The sequence below is a fragment of the Blautia sp. An81 genome, from assembly GCF_002161285.1.
Taxonomy (GTDB): Bacteria; Bacillota; Clostridia; order Lachnospirales; family Lachnospiraceae; genus Blautia; species Blautia ornithocaccae.
The window spans coordinates 1-6,481 of the sequence record NZ_NFHH01000053.1; the positions used below are offsets into that span (position 1 = coordinate 1).

General features: G+C 37.3%; 4 protein-coding genes. All 4 read left to right on the top strand.

The genetic code is table 11. The features are described from left to right. Window positions 1–155 precede the first annotated feature (155 nt). Entirely contained in the window at window positions 156–755 is a 600-nt protein-coding gene (locus B5G33_RS20590; RefSeq protein ID WP_087418947.1) for a hypothetical protein, read from the top strand. 15 nt (window positions 756–770) lie between these two features. After that, window positions 771–3,299 (top strand): DUF4268 domain-containing protein, encoded by a 2,529-nt coding sequence (locus tag B5G33_RS20595; protein WP_087418948.1) that lies wholly within the window; start codon window positions 771–773, stop codon window positions 3,297–3,299. A 220-nt stretch (window positions 3,300–3,519) separates the two neighbouring features. Then, window positions 3,520–4,590 (top strand): Fic family protein, encoded by a 1,071-nt coding sequence (locus B5G33_RS20600; RefSeq protein WP_087418949.1) that lies wholly within the window; start codon window positions 3,520–3,522, stop codon window positions 4,588–4,590. Next, entirely contained in the window at window positions 4,577–6,091 is a 1,515-nt protein-coding gene (locus tag B5G33_RS20605; protein ID WP_087418950.1) for a class I SAM-dependent DNA methyltransferase, read from the top strand. Before B5G33_RS20600 ends, B5G33_RS20605 begins: the two co-directional genes overlap by 14 nt. Window positions 6,092–6,481 lie beyond the last annotated feature (390 nt).

The window sequence follows — 6,481 nt, forward strand, 5'->3', positions numbered from 1 at the left end:
GTTTAGCTAATTATAGCAGAAAACAGGAGATTCCGCTTAAAAATTTCCTGCAAAATCTGTAAAAAATAAAGTGTGATGGAATTTACCTCTTCACTGGAATTTAAAATTTCAATTTAGCACTTTTACACGATCTTAGAACTTATAAGAGTCATACTTTGAGTAAAGATAAATCACATGATAAAGCTATAATTGATAGGGTTGAAAGATGGTATTTTCGATTGACAGGAAGGAAAAAATTAAAAGCTACAGATTATCTGGTTTGTTCGAATGAACTGATCGATTTAGTAAAATTGATTCTTGATGAAATGTTAAGTTGTATTAAAAAAATAGAAAAAGATAGCCGAAAAGAGCAAATGATTTGTGAAATGCTTATGGCGAAAGAAAGTTATTGCCCAGACTTTTATATTGAGAAACAATTTGTTGAGACAATGAAATCTCTAGGTTTGAAAGCAAATGCAAAGGTTCTTACAAAAAAATACGGTAAAGATATACGTGATAAGATGAAAATATATAGTTCGCTTTCTGAAAAAGAGCGCGAAAAACAACTTAGGCTGCTGTTAGAGCAGATTCTTTTCTCAAAAGATATTAATATTTGTCCATTGGCTGGTGAAACTATAATGTTAGAATTTGGATTGACTCAAGGGAGGGAGTTGGGAGAGTTGAAAAGAAAAGCAATCGAATTATCCAGAGAAGACCCTTATCGTTCACAGGACGAATTGTTGATGATTTTGCGAGAATGGAAAATGCAAAAATGAAATTGAGGAATACATATGAAGGGTTTTGAACAGAAATTAGTAAGATTTATGGAGGGATCATCGAAAAGGTTTGTGATACCGGTATATCAGAGAAATTATGACTGGAAGATTGAGCAGTGTGCACAGTTATATAACGATTTGATTCGGACTTATAAAGATGATAGAAAAACGCATTTTTTTGGAAGTATTGTTTCTGTACAGAATGAAATGGGCAGGCAGGAAGAATATCTGATTATTGATGGACAGCAAAGGCTTACTACTGTTTCTTTGCTCTTTCTGGCTATGTATCATTTGGTTGATGAAGAAAAAGTAAAGGTAAATAACCATAGAATAAGAGATTATATTTATGAGGATTATCTGGTAGATAAGCATGAACCGGATGAAACGCGCATGAAATTAAAGCCGATTAAAAACGATCGGGATGCTTTTCAATCATTATTTGGTTCAAAGGATGAGTATATAGGAAATTCTAATTTGACCATAAATTATAAATATTTTTATGATCGAATTCAGCGAGAAGAGATTTCAATCGATGATTTATTTGATGCGATATGCAGACTGCAAATTATAAATATCTCATTGGGGAGTGATGATAATCCACAGCTGATTTTTGAAAGTCTGAATTCTACTGGTCTTGACTTAAGTGAAGGGGATAAAATCCGGAATTATATTTTGATGGGGCTTCCAATCAAAAAACAGGAAAGCTATTACGGAAAATACTGGAATAAAATTGAAGTATGTACGGGCTATGATGTGAGTTCTTTTATCAGAGATTATCTGAGTGTGAAGCAGCATACAACGCCGCCTATGCGTAAAATATATTTTTCTTTCAAAGATTATGTAGAACGGCAGCAATATGAAGATATAGAAGTTTTACTGATTGAGCTTCTTGACTACGCTAAGCGTTATGAAAAACTCATAAAAGCGAATACTAATAATTCCAGATTAAATGCAAGTATTGAAAGAATGAATCTGTTGGAGACAACCGTTACCCGTCCGTTTTTGCTGGAAGTACTATATTTATATGAAAAAGGATTGTTGTCTGATGAAGATGAGACAAGTATTTTTGAACTTGTTGAAAGTTATATTTTCAGAAGAATGATCTGTGATTTGCCGACTAATTCATTGAATAAAATATTCCTGACATTGCACAGAGAGATTCTGCAGTATGATGGAACATTGGACAATTATTTGGAAAAATTCAAATGTGCATTACAAAGCAAAACAGAGAAAGCAGCGTTTCCGGATGATGATATGTTTGTCGAGGCATATTCCAAACGTGATATCTATAAAATGAGAGCGAAGAATAAGCAGTATATTTTCGAACGCCTGGAAAACGCCGGTACATTAGAAGAGAAAAATGTGTGGAAGCTGATGGAGGAAGGTACATATTCGGTTGAGCATATAATGCCTCAGACGCTGTCAAAAGAATGGAAAGATATGCTGGGATCAAACTATGAGTATGTACATAAAATATGGTTGCATAGATTGGCAAATCTTACGTTGACCGCCTACAATTCGTCTTACAGTAACAATCCCTTTGAGAATAAGCGAGATCGCCAGGATGGATTTAAGAATAGTGGAATCCGTATGAATCAGAAAATAGCACAATGTGAGAAATGGACCGAGGAAGAACTGGAAAAAAGGAATGCTGATTTGATGAAAAGGGCAGTTTCCATCTGGAAGTACTGCGGTACAGAGTATCGGCCGCCGGTAAAGCAGATGGAAATTTGTACTCTTGAAGATGAAAATGATATGACAGGCAGAAAGATTGAGAAATTTTCATTTAGAGGTGTAGAACAGCCGGCAAGTAACTGGAGCGATATGTATCTGAAAGTGCTGCTTGCGTTACATATGGAAAATAAAGCAGTTTTGGCAAAGTTGGCGGCAACAGATGATGAAAAGGTAGAACTTTCTGTACATGTTCAAGACAGAGCTGATGAAGAAGGCAAATATGTCAAGCTGGAGGAAGGAATTTATATCTGGATGAATACTAGTACTTCTTATAAAATGAATCTTCTGCATCGGTTTTTTAAGCTATATCAGGTAGATGAATCAGAATTGGTATTCTATTTAAAAACTCAGGATATGGCGGAGAAAAATACAGATGAAGGGAGATACTCATTAAGGAGAAAATTCTGGAATTATGTTCTTCCGGAAATTAAGTCGCAAACCGGATATTTTCAAAATGTGAATACGTCAAAGATGAATTGGATCAGTGGATTTATCGGTCATGCAGGATTGTCTATCAACTGTATTGGGAATATGGATTCCATGCGCGTTGAATTTTATATTTCTACTCCGGATATTGAGAATAATAAAAAGATATATGATTATCTTTCCTCGAAATTTAATGAGAAAATGGCAGAAGAATTTATCTGGGAACGAGGGGACCATCTGAAAGCATCCAAAATATTTATTGAAAATAAAGGAATTGGCATAGCAAGTGAGGAACAGTGGAAGGATGCAGTGGAGTTCCTGGTGAAGGGAATTCAAAGGATTGACCAATTACTTATTCCTATTGTAGAGCAGTATTATAATTAAATTGTTTATAATATTTCGTATTTTTGTAAACAACAGAAACGTAAAGGCACTTTTTGAAATCATATCAGAAAGTGCTTTTTCATTATAGAAGAAAAGCAACCTCATCATTTTCAATTCAATATCGTCAAAATGGAGAAAATGACGAGATTAAAATTGATTATGACGATGTTTTGTGATAAGATGAAACTAAGTTAAGTTTGGGATTTTGTAAGGAGATTTCATGAGAACTTTTGATTATAAGAAAAGATATGAACGTTTATTACAACCGGATATTGTTGCTTTAGTGGCGCAGATTCATGAGTATAAAGGGGAGCAGACGCTGTTTGTGGAGGCAAAAGCAGATACGCTTACCCAGTTGCTGGAAGTTGCAAAAATTCAGAGTACGGAGGCGTCCAATAAAATCGAAGGTATCTATACTTCGGATGATCGTTTGAAAAAAATCGTTCGTGATAAGACGATGCCGAAAACAAGAAGTGAGAAAGAAATTGCGGGTTATCGGGATGTGCTAAATACGATACATCAAAATTATGATTATATACCCGTAAAATCATCCATCTTCCTTCAACTGCATCGGGATTTGTATAAATTCGCAGGAAATGCGGGCGGCAGTTTTAAGTCATCTGATAATGTGATTGCACAGGAGGATGAACAGGGAAACAAATCGATACGATTTCAGCCGGTTCCGGCATGGGAAACGCCGGCATATATTGATGCAATCTGTGATGCCTTTCAGGATGCCTGCAAGGATTCTCAGTGTGATCCATTGATTCTGATCCCGATGTTTATATTGGATTTCTTGTGTATTCATCCGTTTAATGATGGAAATGGACGTATGAGTCGTTTGCTGACGCTGCTTTTGTTATACCGGGCAGGATATATTGTGGGAATGTATATCAGTATTGAAAAGCTGATTGAACAGACAAAAGAAACTTATTATGAAACCCTACAGGAGAGTTCTTATAACTGGCATGAAGAGGAGAATGATGATGCACCATTTGTGCGGTATATGCTGGGGGTCATTGTTGCAGCTTACCGTGACTTTTCATCCAGAGTACAGTTGCTAGCTACCAGCGGGATGTCGAAACCGGAGCGTATACGTGAAATTGTCCGTGGGTCCATAGGAAAGATGACAAGAGCGCAGATCATGGAGAAATGTCCGGATATCAGCCGTGTGACGGTGGAACGTGCTTTGACAGACATGGTGAAAAAAGGTGAAATATTAAAAATTGGAGGCGGTCGTTATACTGCCTATATATGGAACAGGGAGAATGAATCGTATGATAACAGGTGAATTGAAAAATAAAATTGATGGCTTATGGGAAATATTTTGGACCGGAGGACTTACCAATCCGCTGGATGTAATTGAACAGATGACATATCTGATGTTTATCCGTGATCTGGATGATGCGGATAATCTTCATATCAAAGAAAGTGCAATGCTTGGTCTTCCATATGAGAGTATTTTTGCAGAAGAAGTTTTGATCGGGGATCGCCGGATTGCCGGCAATCAGTTGAAATGGAGCGTATTCCATGATTTCCCGGCTCAGAAAATGTACAGTACTATGCAGGAGTGGGTGTTCCCGTTTATTAAAAATCTTCATGGAAATAAAGAAAGTGCCTATGCCAAATATATGGGTGACGCAATCTTTAAAATACCGACACCGCTGATGCTGGATAAAATTGTGACTGCCATGGATGAAATATACGATCAGATGGCACAGTTGAAAAACGCAGATACAAGAGGAGATGTTTATGAGTACCTCTTGTCGAAATTGGCGACAGCAGGAGTAAACGGGCAGTTCCGAACACCAAGGCATATCATTAAAATGATGGTGGAACTGATGGATCCGAAACCGGATGAAATCATCTGCGATCCTGCTTGCGGAACATCTGGTTTTCTGGTTGCTGCCAGTGAATACCTGAAAGAAAACAAAAAAGAAGAAATATTTTTTGATCGAAAAAATAAAGAGCATTATATGAATCATATGTTCCACGGATTTGATATGGACCGGACCATGTTGCGTATCGGGGCCATGAATATGATGACTCATGGAGTAGATAATCCTTATATTGAATACAGGGACAGTCTTTCTGATCAGAATACGGACAGGGATATGTATAGTCTGATTCTGGCAAATCCGCCGTTCAAGGGAAGTCTTGATTACGATATCGTATCTCAGGATCTGCTGAAAGTTGCGAAGACAAAGAAAACGGAACTTCTGTTTTTGATACTGTTTTTGAAAATGCTGAAAACAGGCGGAAGATGTGCCTGCATTGTACCAGACGGAGTTCTGTTTGGTTCTTCCAAAGCTCATAAGGCAATCCGCAAGGAACTGGTGGAAGAAAATTGTCTGGAGGCAGTGATCTCCATGCCTTCCGGAGTGTTTAAACCTTATGCAGGAGTCTCCACTGCTATCCTGATTTTTACGAAAACAGGACATGGCGGCACGGATAAAGTATGGTTCTATGACATGAGGGCAGATGGATTCAGCCTGGATGATAAACGTAATCCAATCAATGAAAATGATATACCGGATATTATAGAGAGGTTCCGAAATCGAGAGCAGGGGACAGAGAGAAAACGGACGGAACAGTCTTTCTTTGTGGAAAAACAGGATATCGTTGACAATGAGTATGACCTTTCCATTAATAAGTATAAAGAAGTGGAATATGTACCGATAGAGTATCCATCTACACAAGAGATTATGGCGAATCTACATGAGCTGGAAATGGAGATTACAAAGAATCTAGCAGAGTTGGATGAGATGCTAGAGAAAGAAAAGGAAGAATAAATTCTTTAGGTTAGAATCGATGATGGGGTAAACGAAAAAGCAGTTTTGGCATTCCAGTGAACTGCCTCTTCGTTTACACCATTTTCGATTTGGCCTAATTGAACAAAGTGAGCGTCCGGGTAGCCACTACCTATGGACTTTCAATCTTTTGTTCTTACCCATGATTATACAGGATTTTCTGTGCAAAAACTATAGGAAACCAAGTAGCTCCAGATAAATGGGCATGACAACAAAACCTCAGGCGGTAGTGTAAAAAACTTTGTGGCTTTGATAAAAAATGGCTCCTTTTTGGTAAGAATTACAGATATGACAATTCTTATCGAAAAGGAGTTTATTTATGGCAGTAGCAAAAGACCAAATCCGACAGATTATTACAGAAAACAACATTAC